Genomic DNA, 16635 nt, shown 5'->3' with positions numbered 1-16635 from the left:
GGAACTCCGGAGGATCGGGTGAGGTACTGCCTGAGGTTAGCCTTGCCTTAGGGTGAACGCCATGGTCCTGCTTGGGGAGCGCGTCACATCCCGGCGCTGGGGCGTCCGCGCGACAGTCCTGGTCGCGGCGCTCCTCGCCCTCGCCGCGGTGGTGGTGCTGTCGATCGCCTTCGGCTCCAACCGATTGCCGCTCGGCAGCGTCTGGCACGCGTTGTTCTCCTACAGCGGCACCTTCCAGGACGTCGTGATCCGCGACGATCGACTTCCGCGGACACTGCTCGGCCTTGCGGTCGGCGTCGGGCTGGGATTGGCTGGCGCGCTATTGCAGGCGATCACCCGCAACCCAGTGGCTGACCCCGGTCTGCTCGGCATCAACCACGGGGCGGCGGTCGCGATTGTCCTGGGCGGCGCGGTGTTCTCGGTTTCTTCGCCGGAGCAACTGGTGTGGTTCGCCTTCTTCGGTGCGCTGGCCGGAACGGTCCTGGTCACGGTGATCGGTGGCTCGGTGAGCCCGCTGCGGCTGGTGCTCGCGGGCGTCGCGGTGCAGGCCGTGTTCGTCGGGATCAATCAGGGCATGCAGATGATCAACACGCACAGCCTCGACCAGATGCGGTACTGGCTCGTCGGCTCGCTGGTGAACCGGAACCTCGACAGCCTCGCCGGACTGCTGCCGTTCTTCTTGGCCGCGTTGGTGATCGCGGGAGTGCTCGCCCGGCCACTCAACGCGATCGCACTCGGCGACGACAGCGCGCGCGGTCTCGGTGCGAACCCGACCCTGACCCGCGCGGTCGGCATGGTCGCGGTCGGCTTGCTCTCCGCGACCGCGACCGCCGCGTGTGGACCCATCGCGTTCGTCGGGCTGATGATCCCGCACGTCGTGCGCGCACTGGTCGGCCAGGACGAGCGGTGGGTGCTGCCGCTGTCCGCGCTGCTGGGGCCGGTGCTGCTGCTCGGCTGCGACGTGCTCGGCCGGTTGCTCGGCGGTAACGGTGAAATCCAAGTGGGCGTGATGACGGACGTGATCGGCGGCGTCGCCTTCGTGATCGTGGCGCGGCGGCTGAAGGCGGTGCGGCGATGAGAACGTGGGTGGTCGTCGGATTGCTGACCCTCGTGGCGACGGCGCTTCTGGTGCTCGCCGTGGGCACCGGCGATTACGAGATGACGCCGGCGGAAGTCCTGCGCACGCTCGCCGGATCCGGCACGAAGGCGCAGTACCTCGTGGTCACCGGCCGCCTGCCGCGCGCGTTGGTGGCGATCTTCGTCGGCATCGCGCTCGCGCTGGCGGGCTCGGTTTTCCAGACGGTGACTCGGAATCCGCTCGGCAGCCCGGACATCATCGGCTTCACCACCGGCTCGGCGACCGGCGGGATCATGATGCTCCTGCTGTTCGGCGCGGGCCCCGGACTGGTGTCGGTCGGCGCGGTCGTCGGCGGCCTGCTCACCGCGTTAGTGGTCACCGCGCTGTGCGCCCCGCACGGTTTGCTCAGCTCACGACTGGTGCTGCTGGGCATCGCGGTGAGCGCCGTGCTGGCCGGGGTGAACGGTTATCTGCTGGTGCAAGCGAAACTCGAAGCCGCCGCACAGGCCGTCGGCTGGCTGACCGGCGACCTCGCGGGCCGCGACTGGAACTACTTCATCCCGCTGTGCCTGGCTGTTTTGGTGCTTTCACCGTTCATCTTCGTGCACCAGCCCGCGTTGCGAATGCTGGAAATGGGCGATGACGCGGCTGTGGCGGTCGGGGTCGCGGTGCCGCGTGTGCGTGCGGTGGTGCTGTTGGCGGCCGTCGCGCTGGCTGCTTCCGCGACCGCCGCGGCCGGGCCGATTCCGTTCGTCGCCCTTGCCGCACCACAACTCGCTCGCCGCCTGACCCGCCGCCCGGGGCCGAACCTGGTCGCCTCCGCGGCGATGGGCGCGGTGCTGGTGCTGGCGGCGGACTTCGTGGGCCAGCGGGTTCTGGACGCTTCACTGCTGCCGGTGGGCGTGGTCGCGGCCGCGCTGGGCGGCGGATACCTGCTGTGGCTGCTGGCGGTTTCCCGTCGCCGCCAGACCGCGTGAGTAAGCGATTCTGGTCAGTTCCACCGAAACATCCAAAGTGGACTTACTGACTCCGGTGAAGATCCCCCTCCGACCCCGGCGTGGCTTTCGCCCGCCACCTTCTCGCCGAGCTTGGCCCCCGGCTTGGTATGCAGGTACCCCGAGCAGTAGCGCGCCGAAATGCCAATCGCCCGCTGCATCACCAGCGTGACGTGCGCGAAATCCCTCCAGCACCCGGACACGCTGTGTCACGCCGCGTTCGAGGCGGGACCATTCGGTCGCCTGGATGACGCGGGGCACGAGGTCGAGCGGCTGAGAGCGGTTGGTGAGATCGCTGTCGTCGAGGGCCGCGATCGAGCTGTACAGCGCCCGGTGAGGGCCGCGGGCCGTGCCGTCGGGCGCGAACATCTCGTCGTACGCGCCAGCATGCGGCCGCTCCGGGGCGAGGTATCCGTCGAACTGCGCGCCGGGTCTGGCCGCGCGGCGGCCTTTCGCCGTTCGCGCACGTCGTCCGGCCGGAGGCAGCCGGGGACCGGAGTTGCTGTTCATGGAGGACATCCCGACTTACCGCGCCGGGCGGCCGTGACACCCGTCTTTCGGCAAGTCTTGTGCGAAACTTCCCCGTGACGCAGCAGTGCTGTGCATACCCGCTTCCGAGTGGCAATATGCCAGCTCTCAGCCCTTGAGAACTACGAGGAGTGACGAAGTGGCCCGAGGACAACAAATGAAGGCGCTCGCCCTTCTCCCAGCCTTCGCGCTCGTCGGCATGACGATGGCGTGCGGCGCGGGTGGCAACGGTTCCGGCGGCGATTCGGGTGCCAGCCAGGCACCCGGCGGCGCCGAGAGTGCGCCGACCGCGCAGAAGGACGCGGCGCTGGCCGCGCTCGTGCCCGCCGACGTCAAAGCGGACGGCAAGATCGTGATCGGGCAGGACCAGACCTACCCGCCGAACGAATTCGTCGACAACGGCAAGGCAACCGGCTTCGACGTCGACATCGCCACCGCGGTCGGCCAGGTGCTGGGCGTGCAGACGGAGTTCCAGAACTCGGCGTTCGACGGCATCATTCCCGGTATTTCGGCGAAGAAGTACGAAATGGGCATCTCGTCGTTCACGATCAACGCCGAGCGGATGCAGACCGTCGACATGATCTCGTACTACAGCGCGGGCACCTCGCTCGCGGTGCTCAAGGGCAACCCGGACAAACTGTCGGTGGACGACCTGTGCGGCAAGAACGTGGCCGTGCAGAAGGGCACCACGCAGGTCGACGACCTCGGCAAGCGCAACACCGCGTGCACCAAGGCGGGCAAGCAGGCCATCAACATCACCCAGTTCCAGGCGCAGACCGACGTGAACCTGGCGCTGACCGCAAAGCGCGTGCAGGCCGAACTGGCCGACTCGCCGGTGATCGACTACGCGGTGAAGCAGACCGGCGGCCAGCTGGAATCCTCGGGCGCGCCGTACGACACCGCGCCGTACGGGATCGTGCTGCCTAAGGGCAGCGGCGACTTCGGCAAGGCGGTGCAGGGCGCCGTCCAGAAGCTCATCGACAGCGGAATCTACAAGAAGATCCTCGACAAGTGGGGCTTGTCGGGTTCTGGTGCCATCACCAAGTCGGAGATCAACCCGTCCGCTTCCTGACGAAACTGAGGACTTAGTTACTCGTGTCCACTCCCCCTGGCCCCGCCGAATCCTGGCAGGAGGTCGACACCACCCCGATCAAGGCGGTCCCGGTCCGGCATTACGGACGCTGGATCGCCGGCGTAATCATCGTGTTCGTCGCGTTCATCGTGATCCGCAGCGTGGTCACGAATTCCGCGTTGCAGTGGCCGGTCGTCGGCGAGTACCTCTTCGACAACCGGATTCTCAACGGCCTGCGGAACACGTTGCTGCTCACGGTGATCTCGATGATCATCGGTATTTTCGGCGGCGTGCTGCTCGCGGTGATGCGGCTGTCGCCGAACCTGCTGATGTCGGGCGCGGCGTCGGTGTACATCTGGCTGTTCCGCGGCACGCCGCTGATCACTCAGCTGGTGATCTGGAACTTCCTGGCGCTGGCGTATTCGAAGATCGGAATCGGCATTCCGTTCGGGCCGACCTTCATCAGCTGGGACACGAACACGCTGATCAACCAGTTCGTCGCCTCGTTGCTGGGCCTCGGCCTGAACGAGGCGGCGTACATGGCGGAAATCGTCCGCGGCGGCATCCAGTCCGTGGACAGCGGGCAACTGGAGGCGTCGGCCGCGCTGGGCATGAGCCGGGGCAAGACCTTGCGCCGGATCATCCTGCCGCAGGCGATGCGAGTGATCATCCCGCCCACCGGCAATGAGACCATCTCGATGTTGAAAACCACGTCGCTGGTGGTCGTGATCGGATACTTCGAGCTGTTCGTGTCGGCACAGACGATTTATTCGCAGAACTACAAGACAGTTCCGCTGCTGATCGTCGCGGCGACGTGGTATCTGTTCATGACGTCGGTGCTGACGGTCGTGCAGTTCTATATTGAGCGGTATTTCGCCCGAGGCACTTCGCGGGCGACCGCGCAGAAGAACAAGTGGGGAGCGCGAATGCTGGGCTACCGCTTCGGTCGCGGAGGTACGCAGAGGTGACTCCCGTTGTTTCCGCGCAAAAGGTGTGCAAGAGCTTCGGCTCCCTGGAGGTGCTGAAGGGCATCGACCTGGAGGTGCACGACCGAGAGGTGCTCTGCCTGATCGGCCCGTCCGGTTCCGGCAAGTCCACTCTGCTGCGCTGCATCAACCACCTGGAGAAAATCGACGCGGGCCGGCTGTATGTCGACGGCGTGCTGGTCGGCTACCGCGAACGCGGCGGCAGGCTGCATGAGCTGCGAGACAAGGAAATCGCGGCTCAGCGCAAGGACATCGGCATGGTGTTCCAGCGGTTCAACCTGTTCCCGCACATGACTGCGCTGGAAAACGTCATGGAGGCCCCGGTTCAGGTCCGCCGGGAGCCGAAGTCGCAGGTCCGGGAACGCGCGCTGGAACTGCTGGACCGAGTAGGCCTCGCCGACAAGGCGGGTGCCTACCCCGGCCAGCTTTCCGGTGGCCAGCAACAGCGCGTCGCCATCGCGCGAGCGCTGGCCATGCAACCGAAGCTGATGCTCTTCGACGAGCCGACGTCCGCTTTGGACCCGGAGTTGGTGGGCGACGTCCTAGGCGTCATGCGCCAACTGGCCAAGGACGGCATGACAATGGTCGTGGTAACCCACGAAATGCAGTTCGCCCGCGAGGTGGCCGACAAGGTCTTCTTCATGGACGGTGGCGTGGTGGTGGAATCCGGTGCTCCGGACGAGGTTATCGGTGATCCGAAACATGAACGGACCAAGGCGTTCTTGGCCCGGGTGTTGAACCCGAACGCTTGAGTTGTTTGAGGCCGCCCGGAGATTCTCCGGGCGGCCTTTTCACTTTCGCAGCTCATTCTCCAACTGCTGCAACTTCTTCGCCATCTCCTGCGGCCCAGCCCCAGCCAGACTCACCCACCCGGACTTGTCCACCCCGAACAGGATCCGCCCTTCCTCCATGTCCGCCCACCCCGGCGGATTCTCGTTGCGCCGCCGCTTCCCGCGACTGTCCCGGACCGCGACATACAGCCGCCCGAAATACGTATGCGGCTTATCAAGCCACTGCAGGACCTGCTTGGCGTCCCGAATACTCGGACTAGTCCGCCCAGTGTTCTGCCCGCTCTTAACAAAATCCAGGTCCGCGTCAGAACAATTGAGCGAGAGCACGCGAGCGGCAGGAGCCTCCGGCAACAACGCGAGGAACTCCCGAACCAACGTATCCGCCGAACACGGCGCGAGGTACAACTTCTGGTTCACCGCAACAACAGTCGCCGCGTCCCGGCCGCTCGCCGCCGCGCGCACGGTCCGCTCGCCGCGCTCCGATTTGACCCACGAGTAGTACTCGATACCGGGCCGCTGCAGCAGATGCATTGTCTCGACGAACTCGTCATCGAGACGACCACGCTGCATCAGACCGACATTGTGCAACTCGCGATCGGTGTCGGCAGCCAACTGCCTCCGCTCGTCCGGCGAGTACCACAGCGCGCCGCGGACCAGCGTCGGGTGGATGTCGCCGAGATTCAGCCGCTCCAGCAGTACCTCGAAAGTCTGGAGGCTCAGCTCAACGGGCTTGCGCAGCACCGATTTCCCTCCCCCTAAGCCCCAATAACCGGCGGCGTAGGCCGATTGCCGTCATAACCCCCGAAAATCGAATCCGGGTCCTCTTCGGCCAGCAGGATCTTGCGCTGGTGCTCCTCGTCCTCGGGGCCTTTCCCGCCCTTGCCGCCGCCACCCATGCCGCCCATTCCAGGCTGACCCTTCGCTCCGGCCGCACCAGCCCCGCCACCCATGCCAGGCCGAGCCGCACCCTCGCCGAGCGCCCCCGCACCGGTACCACCACCGACGCCCCGGGGTCCGGCACCACCTGGGCTGCCTGCGCCCCCGGAACCAGACCCGCCCGGGCCGAACCCGCCGACACCACCGCTGGTAGGCCCGAAACCACCGAGCCCGCCGACCGGCCCGAACGCACCGTTCATCCCGCCGTTGCCGGTGTTCCCGCCGCCCGGCAGAGAGGACGGAGGCTGCCAAGTCTGCGGCGGCGAAGGCGGAGTGGGATCAGCCCAAGCCGCCCGAGTGCTGTCATTCGGCGGCGACACGGGCGGAGCCACCGGCCCACCATGCCCGGGTGGCGGAGGCACCGGCATGCCAGCCGCCCCGGGAGGAGCGGAGTACGTGCTGGGCCCACTGCTGTAGTTATGCGACGGCCCGCCGCCGTAGTTGTGCGAGGAACCGCCGCCGGACGAGTGGTGTCCAGTACCCGAGCCAACCCGTCCGCCGGTGGTACCGGGCACCGGCTGATCAGGGGTGATGCCACCCGAGGACACATCCGGGTCGTGCGCGGCCGGATAGTCCATGGGCATGGTCTGGGTTCGAGGATCAGTGCTCAGTTGGTACTGGCTGTAAGCCTCGACATTCTTTTTGGTCTTGTCGTCGAACTCCGCGGCGGCGATTTCATCGTCGCTCGCTCCGAGCGAAACGTAGTCCGAGAGCTTCTGATCGTCCGGCCTGCTAGCCGCGACTGGAACGACAGTGTTCTTCACATAGTTGAACGCTGCTGACTGCTCCGCGATGGACTTCTGCATCGAGTCCATCTTTTCCGCGGCTAGGTGGGAAGTAGCGATCAGCGGGGCAAGCCCGGCCTTGCCGGTTTCCGCGGCCTGCCCTTTCCAGAACGAATTGAGCGCAGCCTGGCTTTCGGTGAGCTTGGTGGCTACCTCGTTGTGGATGGATTTGAGGTCGCCGCACCCGCCGCCCATCGCGTCCAGGCCGGTCGTGTCGCCCGGGCTGTGGATCTGGTTGTAGATGTCATGACCGGTGATCGCCATGTCACCCTGCCTTCAGGCGAGTGATCTCGGCGGCAGCCAGCTTCTCCGCCATCCCGCAGGGGTCGGCGACGGCGGGATTTCCCGACCGCAGCTGGGTGTTGACGGTGTAGGTGAGGTCGTCGCGCACCCCCACCGCCAGCGCGCACGATCCGGTTCCCTCGTCGCCTTTGCTGTAGACGACCGACGGATAACCCAGTACCGGCGCGTGTGGCTTGAAAGTGGTCAGCCTGCCTGCTTGGTTCTCCAAGTAGAGGCTGTTGAGGCCCCGCTTGTTGCCCGAGAAGAAGCCAGCGCTGACGTTGCCGCCGCTCCCGTCGAACGTCCACTGACAGGATTTGCCGACGATCGATTGAGCGACAGAGCTGCTTTTGACCTTGCCACCTGCCTTTTCCACCTCGGACGTCGGGAGTGCGGAGCAAGGATCGGCCTCGTACTGAGCGGTGTTGGTCAACGGCACCGCGACCTTCGGCGCGAGCATGGCTTCCGACGGCTGCGAATTGGCCGGCGCTGATGTCGGCTGCCCTCCGGTCGAGCCTCCTCCGCAAGCCGTCAGCAGCAGCGCACCCGCGCCGGCGAGTACGAGTTGGCAGACGCTACGAATTCGCATTCAGTCGACCTTTCGGGTTCCGCGCAGCGCGTCGATCGCGGCATGGTCCTGTTTCACATACGCGGTTCGGATATCTTTCAGGGTTTGGACATAAGAATCCAGGTAATCGACCGTTCCGCGGAGAAATTCGTTGTACGCGGTGGTCGCGCGGTCCGCTGCCTTCGAGTATTCCGTCGTGACGGTGTCCGAACCCGGCTGGCCGAGCTGCGCGAACTGGACCGCGATGGTCCGGGCCCTCGCGTACTCGTTGTCCAAGCTGTCCTCGAGCTGCTGGATCACCTTGTCCATCGCCTCCGGGTTGAATTCCCAGCCGCCGTTGGACGCGGCCGCCGCGAAGTCCGCCTTCGCCTGACCAGACCCAAGGGCTCCGAAATTCGGCGGTGGAGGTGGTGGTGGAGGCGGCGCGGCCGCGTTGGCCCCCGGGATCAACCCGGATCCGGGCGGCGGCGCGGTCGAGGCCGTCGAGGTGATCTGGTTCTGGACGCCCTGCAGTCCGCTGTTCGTTCCTTCTGGCATCTCGTGCCTCCCCGCACGGGCCGCGGCTTCCTGGGTGCGGCCTACCCTCTGTTCTTGATCAGCTCCGGAAAGTGACCTTAGCAGGCACGAACCGCCCACGAGGGACGTTCGGGCAAGATCGTCCGGCGCTAGCCGGGGAGCCGAGTGGATCAATCAAGTAGTCATCCACATGCGCAAGGTGACCAAACCAAAGGGTCACGCAGCACTACTCCGCCCAGCCCCTTGCCCATCCGCCGTTGATCCGATTCCCTGAAGGCCGACGATCGTGGGGAGAAGGGGCTCGTGCCGACCGATACGACCTTGCCGCCGCTTGATCCGTTTGCCGGGGTTCCCGACAAGCGGTACGAGGTGAAGGCCGCGGACCTGCTGAAACCTGGCACCAGCGGCATCCTCCGCTGGAGACGGCAGGCCACGAACGCGCCGATCGTCCAGGTCGAGGACGCTTACATCACCGGCACGCTCGACCTGCGCGCCGCCGATCTCAATTTTCTCTTTCAATTCGAACGCTGCCGGTTCGAGCATCCGCCGGACGTTCGCGAGGCGACCCTTCTCGGGCTCGTTTTCCGGAAATGCTGGCTTCCCGGTCTCCGCGCCCGTAATTTGCGCAGCCGGAATGACGTGCGATTGATTCGCAGCGTCGTCGAGGTCGCGCCGGATCAATTCGAGCTTGAGACCACGACCGTGCAGCGCGGGGACGATCGCGAGCGCGGGATGCCCAACGCCGCCGTCAACCTCACCGACGCGGTGATCGACGGGTCGGTCGTGCTCACCAGGACCACGATCAGCCATCCGCACGGGAAGGCGATTCAGGGCGACCGGCTGGTGATTACCGGTGCCCTGCTGGCGTATCGGATGGTCGCTAAGGGCGAAGTGCGACTGCCGGGCATGCGCACCGGCGGTAACGTCAACTTTTCCGGGGCTACGTTCGACAACCCGGACGGCTTCGCGTTCAACGGCAACGGGTTGCACATCGGCGGCAGTCTGCTGTGCGAGGTCGACAACTACGGACCGGCCAGTGAGCGGAAACGGTTCTCCGCCAAGGGAGTCCTCTATCTCCCCAGCGCCACTGTGGACAGTGACATCGTCATGCGCGAGGCTCGCCTTCAAGTCGACCAGCGTGGGCCGATCGTCGTGGACGCTTGGAAATCCGGGGATCCGTACCTCGATCCGCGACCGGCGTTGATCGCGGATCGGCTGAAGGTGGACGGCAATCTCGAGTTGTCCGACGGGCTCCGGGCCTTCGGGACGCTGCGCATGGTCAACGCGCGCATCGGCGGGTCGTTAAGGCTCGCGGGCGCGGAAATCACCATGGTCCGCGGACGGGCGACCCCGTATTACGACCGCGCCCTGCACCTCGACGGGTCCACGATCGGCGGCGACATCGAGGCGACCAACCTCCGGGTGCCGATCGGGCAGCTCCGGCTCGCGGACGTCACGGTCGGTGGCAACTTCCTTGCCTGGAACTCGATGTTCCTCCACCCGGGACGAGACGTATTTTCCGCGCGCAGAGCCAAGATCTCCGGGAATTTCCAGCTGACGGACGCCACCCTGCAGGGCACGCTGCGGCTGCAGGGAGCGGAAATCGGCGGCAGCGTGAACATGTTCGGCACGTTGCTCACCGAGCCAGGGCAACGGAAATCGAGCAGTTTCTCCGTCGACATCCGCACCGCGCGGATCGGGCGCGACGTCGTCCTGACCGAGGACAAGGACCGGCCGTTCCTGGCCGAGGGCGGCGTGAACCTCGACGGGGCGCAGATCGCCAGGCGGCTCGACATGAACGGCGCGAAGCTGGGATCGCTTGCGCCGCATGACATCGCGCTCGACGCCAGTGACGTCACCGCGGACGAGTTCGTGCTGTCTCCCGCCGAGCCGCCGACGGGGTCGGTGCGGCTGCGCCGGGCGCATTGCGGTGCGCTGGCCGACAACGAGGAGATCTGGAAAGCCACCGACGGACTCGAACTCGAGGATTTCCGTTACGACGCACTGAAACACGGCATCGCGCTCGACGACGACAACGCGCTGGACCACCGGATCGACCTGCTCCGCAAGGCAATGCGCGGCTACCGCCCAGGACCGTACGACCAGCTAGCCGCGACCCTGCGCGCAGCTGGAAACGAAGAGCACGCCTCGACGGTCGCGCTGCGAAAGCAGCAGTTCCGCTACGAAGCACTCGCCAAGGGCTTCAAGTTCTTCGGTCCCGGCGTCCGGCTGTGGAGCTGGCTGCAGCGGTCGATGGTCGGCTACGGCTTCCGTCCGGTACGTGCGCTCGGCTGGCTGCTCACGCTGCTGGTGCTGGGCAGCCTCTGGTTCGGCCTCGGCAAGGACGACTGCGTCAACGACCACACCGGCCGCTACATGACCAGCGGGCCGCGTTGCCTCGTCAACCAGCAAGACTCCGGGCTGCAGTGGAATCCGGTCATCTACACCGCCGACCTGCTGGTGCCGATCGTCGACTTCGGCAACAAGTCACGCTGGTACATGCACGGCGCGGACAACTGGGTGGCAGCCGGGTTCACCGCGTCCGGCTGGATCCTCGCGACCACAGTCGCGGCGGGCGTCAGCCGGATGCTGCGCCGGGAGTCCTGATCTGTGTCTTTGGCGCCGGCTCCGCCGTCGCGTGCGGGATCGCTGTGTCTTTGGCGCCGGCTCCGCCGTCGCGGCGGGATCGCCTTTAAGTCGGCGTCTGGCGGGAACGACGCACCCGGCCCGGGGGGCCGTGCACGTCGCTCCCGCCAGACGCCGACGCGATCCCGCGTTCGGGTCGGGTTGGGTGGTGGTCTTTGGCCGGTTTGGGTCAAACCAGGTCCGACGCCGACTTGACCCGAACGGCGGGATCGCGTCGGCGGGTCGGGGAGCAGCGTGCACGGCCCCCCGGGCCGGGTGCGGTGCTCCCCGACCCGCCGACTTAAAGGCGATCCCGCACGCGACGGCGAAGCCGGCGCCATCAAACACAGCGCCAAAGACACAGCTCATTCCACGAACCGCGACCAGAACTCCACGACCCGGACGCCCGCCGGTTCCTCCCCCAGCGGCTCCCCGCCGAACTCGTGCCGCAGGTAACTGCGCAGGTCCCAGCCGTAATAGACCACATCGGTCTGATACACCGACAAAACCGGATACCCGGACTCCCCAGGCGTCCCGGGCAGATACCGGTGCCCGCACACCGGCACCAGCTGCGGCACCGTCGCCAGGTGCCGCCGGGCGACCGCGAGCGCGTTGCACATCGACCGCGGCCGGGTGCCCCATTCGGGAAGCCACAGGTCGTTGTTCTCCACGTCATACAGGACGCCGTCGACCGGCCAGTCGAGGCGTTTGCGCAGCTGGTCCGGGTCGCCGTGGCGCCAATCCGGCCAGCGGTCGCCGACCGGGACCCCGGCGGTGAGGAAAATCCGGTGGTCGTCGGAAAACGTGAACCCGAACTGGTCCTCGACGTCGCTCAGTTCGGCGGGGGTGAGGCCAGGCCGCAAGGGCTCGCCGAGTTTCTGCTGCAGGATGCGGGCCTCCTCCACGGTGAAGGCTTCGGCCGGCTGAACTTGTGCCATGCCCGAAGCGTACGTAGCGCCCCGCCGCGTCCGCGCGCCCTTTTTCGCCGGAATGGGCTCCCTCGCCGGGGTGAGGTTCTTCTCTCCGGCCGTGGTTGACGGAACACCGCGTGACCGGATGTAGTTCACTCCTCCCGTGACTTCCTCACCGCAAGCCCGGCAAGCCCGCGTACGCGCGCCCGAGCTGACCGGCGACGTCTGGCTCAACACCGGCGGTCGCCGGCTCACTCTGGCGCAACTGCGCGGACGCGTGGTGCTGCTGGACTTCTGGACCAGCGGCTGCGTCAACTGCCTGCACGTTCTCGACGAACTCCGTCCGCTGGAACAGGAATTCGCCGATGTCCTGGTCACGGTGGGGGTGCACTCGCCGAAGTTCAGCCGCGAGGGCGAGCGCACGTCGATCGAGGCCGCGGTGCGCCGGTACGAGGTGCACCATCCGGTGGTCAACGACCCGAAGATGGAGCTGTGGTCGCAGTACGCCGTGCGGGCCTGGCCGACGCTGGTCGTCGTGGACCCCGAGGGTTACGTCGTGCATGTCGCGGCCGGTGAGGGCCACGGCGAGGCGTTACGCCGCGTGATCGCCGACCTCGTCGCGAAGCATGACGCCAAGGGCACGCTCCGGCGCGGCGGCAGCCCGTACGTGCCGGTCGAGGAACAGCGCACCGAACTGCGTTTCCCCAGTAAGGCGGTCGTCACTGCGGGTGGCCGGATTCTGGTGGCGGACACCGGACATCACTCGATCGTCGAGTTCGCTTCCGACGGCGAAACCGTCATCCGGCGCTTCGGCAGCGGGGTTCGCGGAACGCAGGACGGGCCGTTCGACCTGGCCCAGTTCGCCGAACCGTCCGGAATCGCCTTGCTGCCCAACGAAGTCGCCGAGCGCGCCGGGTATCACGCGATCGTCGCCGACACCGCCGGGCATCGCCTGCGCGGCTTGGACCTCAACACCGGCGAAGTGAAAACCGTTGCCGGAACCGGGAAACAGTGGCGCGACGGCACCGACACCGGCAAGGCGCTGGACACCGACCTCACCAGCCCGTGGGACGTCGCGTGGTGGGCCCCCGCGGGCGGCGTGGTCGTCGCGATGGCCGGAAACCACACGCTGAGCGTGTTCGACCCGTCCTCGGGCACCATCCGCCGGTTCGCCGGCACCACCGTCGAGGGCCTGCGCGACGGCGACGTGCACGAGGCGTTCTTCGCCCAGCCGTCCGGATTCGCCGTGGACGGGCAGAAACTCTGGTTCGTCGACGCGGAAACCTCGGCCCTGCGCTGGATCGAACCGGCGGACGAGTCGTTCACCGTGCACACCGCGGTCGGCACGGACCTGTTCACCTTCGGCCACGCCGACGGCCCGTCCGACCAGGCGCTGCTGCAGCATCCGCTCGGCCTCGCCGTGCTGTCCGACGGCCGGGTCGCGATCGCCGACACCTACAACGGCGCGATCCGCCGCTACGACCCGTTCACCCGCGACGTCACGACACTTGCGACTGGGTTCGCCGAACCCCAAGGCCTGGTGCGCCACGACGGCGAGCTGTACGTCGTGGAATCGGCGGGCAACCGGGTTACCCCGCTCGGGGGCAATGGCCAGGCGACCGCCGTCGCAGGCAAGCGTCAGGCCGTACAGCGTCCGCCGACCGTGCTCGCGCCCGGCGAAGTCGAATTTTCCGTTGTCTTCACCCCGCCGCCCGGCGAGAAGCTCGACGAGCGCTACGGGCCCTCGACGCGGCTGGAGATCACCGCGTCGCCGCCGGAACTGCTCGCCGACGGAGCCGGGGTCGGAACTGACCTCGTGCGGCGTATCAAGTTCGCCGAAGGCGCGACCGAAGGTGTCTTGCAGGTAGTGGCGCAGGCCGCGAGCTGCGATGACGGCGGCGAGCACCCGGCGTGCCGGATCACCCGGCAGGACTGGGGCGTCCCGGTGCGTTTCGAGAGCGGAGGAGGGAAGGGGCTGAGCCTGATGATGGCGGGCGAGCCCAAGGCTCCGGCAACCGGTCAGTAGCATGGCTGGCGTGCCGGACACGCCCAAGCTCGAGATCCAGATGCTGCACGACCGCGTGCTCGTGCGGTTGTCGCAGGAGGAAGGCGAGCGTCGCAGCAGCGGCGGCATCGTGATTCCCGCCACCGCGCAAGTCGCGCGCAGGCTGGTGTGGGGTGATGTACTGGGTGTCGGCAACAGCGTGCGGAACGTCAAGCATGGCGACCGGGTGCTCTTCAATCCCGAAGACCAGCTCGAGGTCGAGATCCAGGGCGAAGGCCACCTGGTGATGCGCGAACGCGACATCCACGCGGTGGCCACGGAGCGGACCGAACACGGCACGGGGCTCTACCTGTAGCTCCCGTACCAGGGGAGGCAGGCGTTGCGTGAAGAAGACCGTTCGTCGGCTTTCGCCGACGACCTGCTGAGCGACGAGCTGCTGAACGACCCCGCCCTGGTCGGCGAACCGGACCTGGCCACCGAGATCTTCGCGGTGGCCGACGCGCCCCCGCCGCCGAACACGCGCTTCCGCCGGTTCCGCAAACGCGTCGGCCGCACGTTCATGATCGTCGGCTGCCTGCTCGGACTGTTCGTGCTGCTGTACACGGTCGACCTGATGACCAGCGCCGGCGACGTGCCGCGCGGCGTGCAGGTGGCCGGGATCGACGTCGGCGACCTGTCCTACGCCGAGGCCGAAGCCAAGCTGCACAGCGAACTCCAGCCCCGGCTGACCCGTCCGGTGGCGATCCACGCCGGCGACGTCACCGGCACGCTCGTTCCCGCGGATTCCGGGCTCGGCCTCGACTGGCCCGGCACGCTCGCCCAGGCCGGACACCAGCCGTGGAGCCCGCTCACCCGGCTGCTGTCGTTCTTCACCACCCGCGAGGTGGGCGTCGTGACGCGCAGCGATCAGCTCGAGGTGACTGACGCGGTGCAGCAGCTCGCCGGGAAACAGCTCAACCATCCGCTGGTCGAGGGCAGCATCGGATTCACGCCGAAGGAGTCGGACGGCGTCACCGCGTATGCGGTCGAGCCGCGGCAGGGCCAGGAGCTGACCGACGTCCCGGCCGCGGTGCAAACCGTGGTGGCGGACTGGCTTTCACCGCGCGGGGTCACGCTGAAAATGGCCGTGACGCCGCCCAAAACCACTTCCGCCGACGTGCACCGGCTGCTGGACACCGTCGTCGCGCCTGCGGTCGCCTCGCCGGTCGTGCTGCACGGACAGGGCAAGGACAGCACGCTGCAGCCGTCGGCGATCGCGTCGTCGTTCCAGTTCCAGCCGAACGGCGGCGGCGGTCTCGAACTGCGGATCGATCAGGAGAAGCTGCGCGCGGCCGTCCAGCCGGACCTCGCGTCCACCGAGACGAACAGCAAGGACGCGCAGATCAGCCTCGACTCCGGCGCACCGGCCGTCACGCCGTCCGAGGACGGGCGAAAGATCAACTGGGCCAACACTTTCAAGTCCCTCACCGAGGTGCTCGCCAAGCCGACCGGCCGCGACCTGCCGGTCGCCTACGACCAGAAGCACCCGACGCTGACCACCGACGGCGCGAACGCGCTGGGCGTCAAGGAGGTCATCGGCGAGTACACGACCGGCGGGCTCAGCGGCCCGGCCGCGGCGAACGTCGCCACGCTCGCCGGACGCATCAACGGTGTCCTGGTGAAACCAGGGGAATCCTTTAGCCTCAACGACTATCGCGGCGGCGGTTACGCGTCCGCGCCGGTCGACGAGGACGGCACCGGCCCGGCAGTGTCCGGAGGCGGGCTCTCGCAGCTTTCGTCCACTTTGTACAACGCGGCTTACCTGGCCGGCCTCGGCGACGGCGGCCACGCCGCACACGACCACTTCATCAACCGCTACCCGGCGGGCCGCGACGCGGTGGCGGTGGACAGCTCCGGCAACGCCGTGGACCTCAAGCTGGCCAACAACGATCCGACCGGATTCGCGATCCAGGCGAGCGCCAGCGGTGATTCCGTGACGGTGAAGATCTGGGGTACCAAGCACTTCCGCGTCGAAGGCCGCAGCGGCGCGCCGTCGAACCAGGTGCCGCCGACGGTCCAGCTCGGGCCAGGGCCGGACGGCCAGTGCCACGCCTCTCCGGGCGCGTCCGGCTTCACCGTCAGCGACACCCGCGTGTTCTACGACCTGGCCAGCGGCGGTGAGGTCCGCGAGGAAAGCCGCAGCACGACGTACTCCCCGCAGCCGATCGTCATTTGCTGAGCCGCGCCGGGGCTTTCGACCGCCACGACTCGGTCAGCAGTTCCCGCAGCTGCTGCGGATCGACGCGGTCGAGGTGTACGAGGATCGAGCCGTGGCCGTCGTAGTGCGGCGTGGTGAAGAAGGCCGGATCGTCTGAGGCGAGCAGCGCTGCCTTCTCGTCGAGCCCGACGAACAGCACCAGCCCGCCCTCGGCCTCGGTACGCAACCGCGCGTAACCCTTGCCCGCCACCTTCAACGCGGGCGTGCGGTACCAGGTCGACACCTCGGTCTCGGCCAGCTCCTCCCGCGCCCACGCGGTCACGTCGTCCCAGGTCATCGTCATGCGGACCATTCTCCCCC

Annotated in this window: 16 protein-coding genes and 1 pseudogene; 9 read left to right on the top strand and 8 right to left on the bottom strand. The window is 67.3% G+C overall.

Annotated features, from left to right (window positions below):
- Positions 1–61 precede the first annotated feature (61 nt).
- Together D0D37_RS05595 and D0D37_RS05590 are read left to right on the top strand one after the other, a co-directional pair.
- Complete coding sequence (locus D0D37_RS05595) at positions 62–1078, top strand: FecCD family ABC transporter permease (protein WP_116199503.1); 1017 nt, start codon at positions 62–64, stop codon at positions 1076–1078.
- The gene (locus D0D37_RS05590; RefSeq protein ID WP_116199441.1) at positions 1075–2055 is read left to right on the top strand and encodes a FecCD family ABC transporter permease; all 981 of its coding nucleotides are present in this window, start codon (positions 1075–1077) and stop codon (positions 2053–2055) included. The genes D0D37_RS05595 and D0D37_RS05590 overlap by 4 nt, the downstream gene beginning before the upstream one ends.
- A 14-nt stretch (positions 2056–2069) precedes the next feature.
- Here the strand turns inward: D0D37_RS05590 and D0D37_RS47780 are convergent, their stop codons facing one another.
- Together D0D37_RS47780 and D0D37_RS05580 are read right to left on the bottom strand one after the other, a co-directional pair.
- Positions 2070–2234 carry a hypothetical protein gene (locus D0D37_RS47780; RefSeq protein ID WP_244223402.1) on the bottom strand — a complete coding sequence of 55 codons (165 nt, stop codon included), beginning with the start codon at positions 2232–2234 and terminating at the stop codon, positions 2070–2072.
- Positions 2233–2592, bottom strand: a pseudogene (locus D0D37_RS05580) (circularly permuted type 2 ATP-grasp protein); the annotation flags it as partial. The gene D0D37_RS47780 and the pseudogene D0D37_RS05580, both read right to left, overlap by 2 nt.
- Before the next feature lie 166 nt (positions 2593–2758).
- On the opposite strand from D0D37_RS05580, the gene D0D37_RS05575 reads away from it, so the two are divergent.
- From D0D37_RS05575 to D0D37_RS05565, 3 genes are read left to right on the top strand one after another with little or no spacing between them, the layout of a single operon-like run.
- Complete coding sequence (locus D0D37_RS05575; RefSeq protein ID WP_116199440.1) at positions 2759–3673, top strand: ABC transporter substrate-binding protein; 915 nt, start codon at positions 2759–2761, stop codon at positions 3671–3673.
- Positions 3674–3696: 23 nt separating this feature from the next.
- A complete protein-coding gene (locus D0D37_RS05570; RefSeq protein WP_116199439.1) occupies positions 3697–4641 on the top strand; it encodes an amino acid ABC transporter permease in 945 nt (314 codons plus the stop codon).
- On the top strand, positions 4638–5411 hold the full coding sequence (locus D0D37_RS05565) for an amino acid ABC transporter ATP-binding protein (protein WP_116199438.1): 774 nt from the start codon (positions 4638–4640) through the stop codon (positions 5409–5411). The genes D0D37_RS05570 and D0D37_RS05565 overlap by 4 nt, the downstream gene beginning before the upstream one ends.
- A gap of 39 nt (positions 5412–5450) precedes the next feature.
- Here the strand turns inward: D0D37_RS05565 and D0D37_RS05560 are convergent, their stop codons facing one another.
- From D0D37_RS05560 to D0D37_RS05545, 4 genes are read right to left on the bottom strand one after another with little or no spacing between them, the layout of a single operon-like run.
- Positions 5451–6191 (bottom strand): ESX secretion-associated protein EspG, encoded by a 741-nt coding sequence (locus D0D37_RS05560; protein WP_116199437.1) that lies wholly within the window; start codon positions 6189–6191, stop codon positions 5451–5453.
- A 14-nt stretch (positions 6192–6205) separates the two neighbouring features.
- A complete protein-coding gene (locus tag D0D37_RS05555) occupies positions 6206–7435 on the bottom strand; it encodes a hypothetical protein (protein WP_116199436.1) in 1230 nt (409 codons plus the stop codon).
- Position 7436: 1 nt separating this feature from the next.
- Positions 7437–8042, bottom strand: coding sequence for a DUF3558 domain-containing protein (locus tag D0D37_RS05550; protein ID WP_116199435.1), 606 nt, complete (start codon positions 8040–8042; stop codon positions 7437–7439).
- Positions 8043–8558: a PE domain-containing protein gene (locus tag D0D37_RS05545; protein WP_116199434.1), complete on the bottom strand. Its 516-nt coding sequence runs from the start codon at positions 8556–8558 to the stop codon at positions 8043–8045.
- Between the two features lie 282 nt (positions 8559–8840).
- Here D0D37_RS05545 and D0D37_RS05540 point away from each other — a divergent pair, with 282 nt between their 5' ends.
- A complete protein-coding gene (locus D0D37_RS05540) occupies positions 8841–11144 on the top strand; it encodes an oxidoreductase (RefSeq protein ID WP_116199433.1) in 2304 nt (767 codons plus the stop codon).
- 383 nt (positions 11145–11527) lie between these two features.
- Here D0D37_RS05540 and D0D37_RS05535 read toward each other — a convergent pair whose 3' ends face one another.
- On the bottom strand, positions 11528–12100 hold the full coding sequence (locus tag D0D37_RS05535) for a hypothetical protein (protein ID WP_116199432.1): 573 nt from the start codon (positions 12098–12100) through the stop codon (positions 11528–11530).
- 136 nt (positions 12101–12236) lie between these two features.
- Here D0D37_RS05535 and D0D37_RS05530 point away from each other — a divergent pair, with 136 nt between their 5' ends.
- Genes D0D37_RS05530 through D0D37_RS05520 form a run of 3 tightly spaced genes read left to right on the top strand, consistent with a single transcriptional unit; the run spans position 12237 to position 16296 of the window.
- Entirely contained in the window at positions 12237–14099 is a 1863-nt protein-coding gene (locus tag D0D37_RS05530) for a thioredoxin-like domain-containing protein (protein ID WP_116199431.1), read from the top strand.
- A 1-nt stretch (position 14100) separates the two neighbouring features.
- Positions 14101–14433, top strand: coding sequence for a GroES family chaperonin (locus D0D37_RS05525; protein ID WP_116199430.1), 333 nt, complete (start codon positions 14101–14103; stop codon positions 14431–14433).
- Between the two features lie 24 nt (positions 14434–14457).
- Positions 14458–16296: a VanW family protein gene (locus D0D37_RS05520; protein WP_116199429.1), complete on the top strand. Its 1839-nt coding sequence runs from the start codon at positions 14458–14460 to the stop codon at positions 16294–16296.
- Here the strand turns inward: D0D37_RS05520 and D0D37_RS05515 are convergent.
- On the bottom strand, positions 16286–16627 hold the full coding sequence (locus D0D37_RS05515; RefSeq protein ID WP_116199428.1) for an MmcQ/YjbR family DNA-binding protein: 342 nt from the start codon (positions 16625–16627) through the stop codon (positions 16286–16288). The two genes, D0D37_RS05520 and D0D37_RS05515, sit on opposite strands and share 11 nt — an antisense overlap.
- Positions 16628–16635 lie beyond the last annotated feature (8 nt).

This window comes from Amycolatopsis circi (assembly GCF_003385235.1).
In the GTDB taxonomy this organism is placed as follows: Bacteria; Actinomycetota; Actinomycetes; order Mycobacteriales; family Pseudonocardiaceae; genus Amycolatopsis; species Amycolatopsis circi.
The sequence above is the reverse complement of the archived record's forward strand: the minus strand, read 5'-3'. Positions and strand labels throughout refer to the sequence as shown.